Source organism: Mesorhizobium sp. M0030 (assembly GCF_040323695.1).
GTDB lineage: Bacteria > Pseudomonadota > Alphaproteobacteria > Rhizobiales > Rhizobiaceae > Mesorhizobium.
In genome coordinates, this window is sequence record NZ_JAMYVE010000043.1 from 1 (window position 1) to 2,722 (window position 2,722).

The window sequence follows — 2,722 nt, forward strand, 5'->3', positions numbered from 1 at the left end:
CCAGGCGGTGACGGGATCGACGACACTCAAATACGCCTACGACGCCAACGGCGCGCTGCTCTCGCGCAAGCTCGGCAACACCACGCAGCAGGCATACACCTACAACGATGACGGCCGGCTGGCGACGGTGGCGGGTGTCACGCTGAAGTACAACGCCTTCGGCCAGCGCCAGACCTCGACCGTCAGCGGCGGAGGCGGCATCTTCATCTTCGGCCGGAATGGGCTGCTGCTCGCCGAATACACCCCGCTCGGCGTGCTCATGAGGAACTACATCTATCTGGAGGGCAAGCCGTTCGCCATCGAGAACCTGGCCGGCGATGTCTTCTACATCCTGAATGACCAGGTGTCCCAGCCGCAGAAGATGCTGTACGGGTCGCCCGCGGCCGTCGCCTGGCAGCGTGTCGCCGGCATCTTCGGCAACACCGTCTCCCAGCCGGTCGGCGCCACCAGCGCCAATCCGCAACGCTTCCCCGGCCAGCAGGAGGACCCGACCAGCGCTCTCTACTACAACTACTTCCGCGACTACGACCCAGCCACCGGCCGCTACATAGAGCCAGACCCGATCGGGCTCAATGGCGGTATCAATTTGTATACATACGTCGAAGGGAATCCCACCCGGCGGGTGGATCGGTTTGGGCTCTATACAGAAGCCATCTTCTTCAAGCCCGTTGGCTGGTTCGCCTCATCTTTTGGCCATGTCGCAGTCAATATCAATGGTACAGTCTATTCGTGGAACACGAACGGAATGGCGATTGAACCAAAGGATGACTATCTGGATCGAAACAAGTTCAGGGACGCTTTGGGTTTCCCCTTAAGCTTGACCCACGCTCAGGAAAATCAACTAGAGGGCAGCCTAAGAAGTTACGGAAAAGATCATTCCTATGATAAGTTCTCCTCTAATTGTACTGATCCACTTCAGCATGGTTTGGAAGAGCTTGGGTATCCGTTCGGGGCCTTCACACCAACACCGTCACAAATCAGAGACAACCTGGTCTTTGACGGACTAGCGAATGGGAATAACTACAACTACTATCCTGCCAATCCAGCCGACAAAGCGCCTTGGTGGGTTCCAAGTGCACCGTGGACTCCATACCAGTAAGGGGGAAGGCTCTGCAAAAACGTGGAATCCTCATTCTCGCTATCATTGCTGCAATTCCTTTGGCGATCGTTGCCGATCAGACATTCGGGAAGGGATTTTCGTGGCAAGATATGGATTGGAACGGTGATGGTCATACCTCGTTTGCAGAGTTCTTTCATGCGTTTGACGTGGGCTCGCGCGAAGTACAAGTAGATGGTAGGCAGTGCAGGGAAGCCTATCTCTTGAAGGATGGCGCGCCGGTTAAGCTACTCTGCCCCTGACAAGGGGCCGATACATCGGGCCGCAGAGGCCTAATTGTCGAAAGTGAGGAGATATAACTCGGTAGCGCCACACCCGGTTAGACCGTCGTTGCAGGCAATTTGTTTGTTGGTACTCCGGTTCGGTGATTGCGGAGGGCAAGCCGTTCGCCATCGAGAACCTGGCCGGCGATGTCTTCTACATCCTGAATGACCAGGTGTCCCAGCCGCAGAAGATGCTGTACGGGTCGCCCGCGGCCGTCGCCTGGCAGCGTGTCGCCGGCATCTTCGGCAACACCGTCTCCCAGCCGGTCGGCGCCACCAGCGCCAATCCGCAACGCTTCCCCGGCCAGCAGGAGGACCCGACCAGCGCTCTCTACTACAACTACTTCCGCGACTACGCGCCCAGCCACCGGCCGCTACATCGAGCCAGACCCGATCGGGCTCAACGGCGGTATCAATCTGTATGCATATGCTTTAGGCAACCCGGTTAGCCTAATTGATCCTCTTGGTCTTTGGACCGGACAGCTGGGTCTTGCGTTGAATTTCCAATTCGGCCCAGTAGTTGTACAGTTCTCGGCTGGGCTTGCGATTGATGGTACAGGCGCGCTCGGTACTTACTACGCTGCTGGCGGAGGACTTGGGGTGGGGGCAGATGTTTCAGGAGGAGTATCAGTTGCCTACTCGCCCAACGCATGCTCAATTGACGACTTGAACGGTCCCTTCAACAACGTTAGCCTTGGAGGAGGTTGGGGACCGCATGCGTCGGGCGATGGTTTTTTTGGGAAAGGAGCTAACGGTCGATCCATAGCCGGAGCGGGGATTACGCTTGGGGCTGGGTTGGGCGAGGGCGGAGCGGACACAGTTACGACGACCAACGTTACCCCCATTGGGCATATCTGGTGAAACGGTTTGCTGCGGTGCTCTTGATTGCGTTGGGATTGGGTTCCTTTGCATTCCATGCCGGATTGATGGTTTATTACAGCAATGTGCTGCCGCGCGATCCTCGACCTGAATTCGGAAGGACTTACCCAATCAACAATCACGGTACTGTCGTTTATCTAACCGAGTGTGAGCAACCGGAATTGACGTGGCTGTATTTCGCAGCGTTCGCCTTCGCCCTCTCGGGCGGAGTGCTTTTTGCGTCAAACAAAAAGAAAGTCTGAAAGTATACACGGCAATGTGGTCAGCGAAAATCGGACAATCTCCTCTATTCAGTATGCAGCCGGATATGGCTACGACCTGGATAAGAACCTGACCCAGATCACCTATCCCTCCGGGCTGCTCGTCAGCTACCAACGCGATGCGCAAGGCCGCGTCGTTGGCATCACAAGCAAGCTGAACGTCACGGCTTCGACGGTGACGCTTGCCTCGGGAGGGCAATACC

Annotated in this window: 5 protein-coding genes; all 5 read left to right on the forward strand. The window is 56.7% G+C overall.

Annotated features, from left to right (window positions below; all coding sequences use genetic code 11):
- Nucleotides 1–1,099, forward strand: a 1,099-nt coding sequence (locus tag NKJ80_RS31340) for an RHS repeat-associated core domain-containing protein (protein ID WP_352498955.1), incomplete at its 5' end; no start/stop codon positions are given.
- Between the two features lie 382 nt (nt 1,100–1,481).
- Nucleotides 1,482–1,829 carry a hypothetical protein gene (locus NKJ80_RS31345; protein WP_352498959.1) on the forward strand — a complete coding sequence of 116 codons (348 nt, stop codon included), beginning with the start codon at nt 1,482–1,484 and terminating at the stop codon, nt 1,827–1,829.
- A complete protein-coding gene (locus tag NKJ80_RS31350) occupies nt 1,792–2,241 on the forward strand; it encodes an RHS repeat-associated core domain-containing protein (RefSeq protein ID WP_352498958.1) in 450 nt (149 codons plus the stop codon). Before NKJ80_RS31345 ends, NKJ80_RS31350 begins: the two co-directional genes overlap by 38 nt.
- On the forward strand, nt 2,238–2,501 hold the full coding sequence (locus NKJ80_RS31355) for a hypothetical protein (protein WP_352498956.1): 264 nt from the start codon (nt 2,238–2,240) through the stop codon (nt 2,499–2,501). Before NKJ80_RS31350 ends, NKJ80_RS31355 begins: the two co-directional genes overlap by 4 nt.
- A partial coding sequence (locus NKJ80_RS31360; protein WP_352498957.1) for an RHS repeat domain-containing protein occupies nt 2,476–2,722 on the forward strand: 247 nt, incomplete at its 3' end. The genes NKJ80_RS31355 and NKJ80_RS31360, both read left to right, overlap by 26 nt.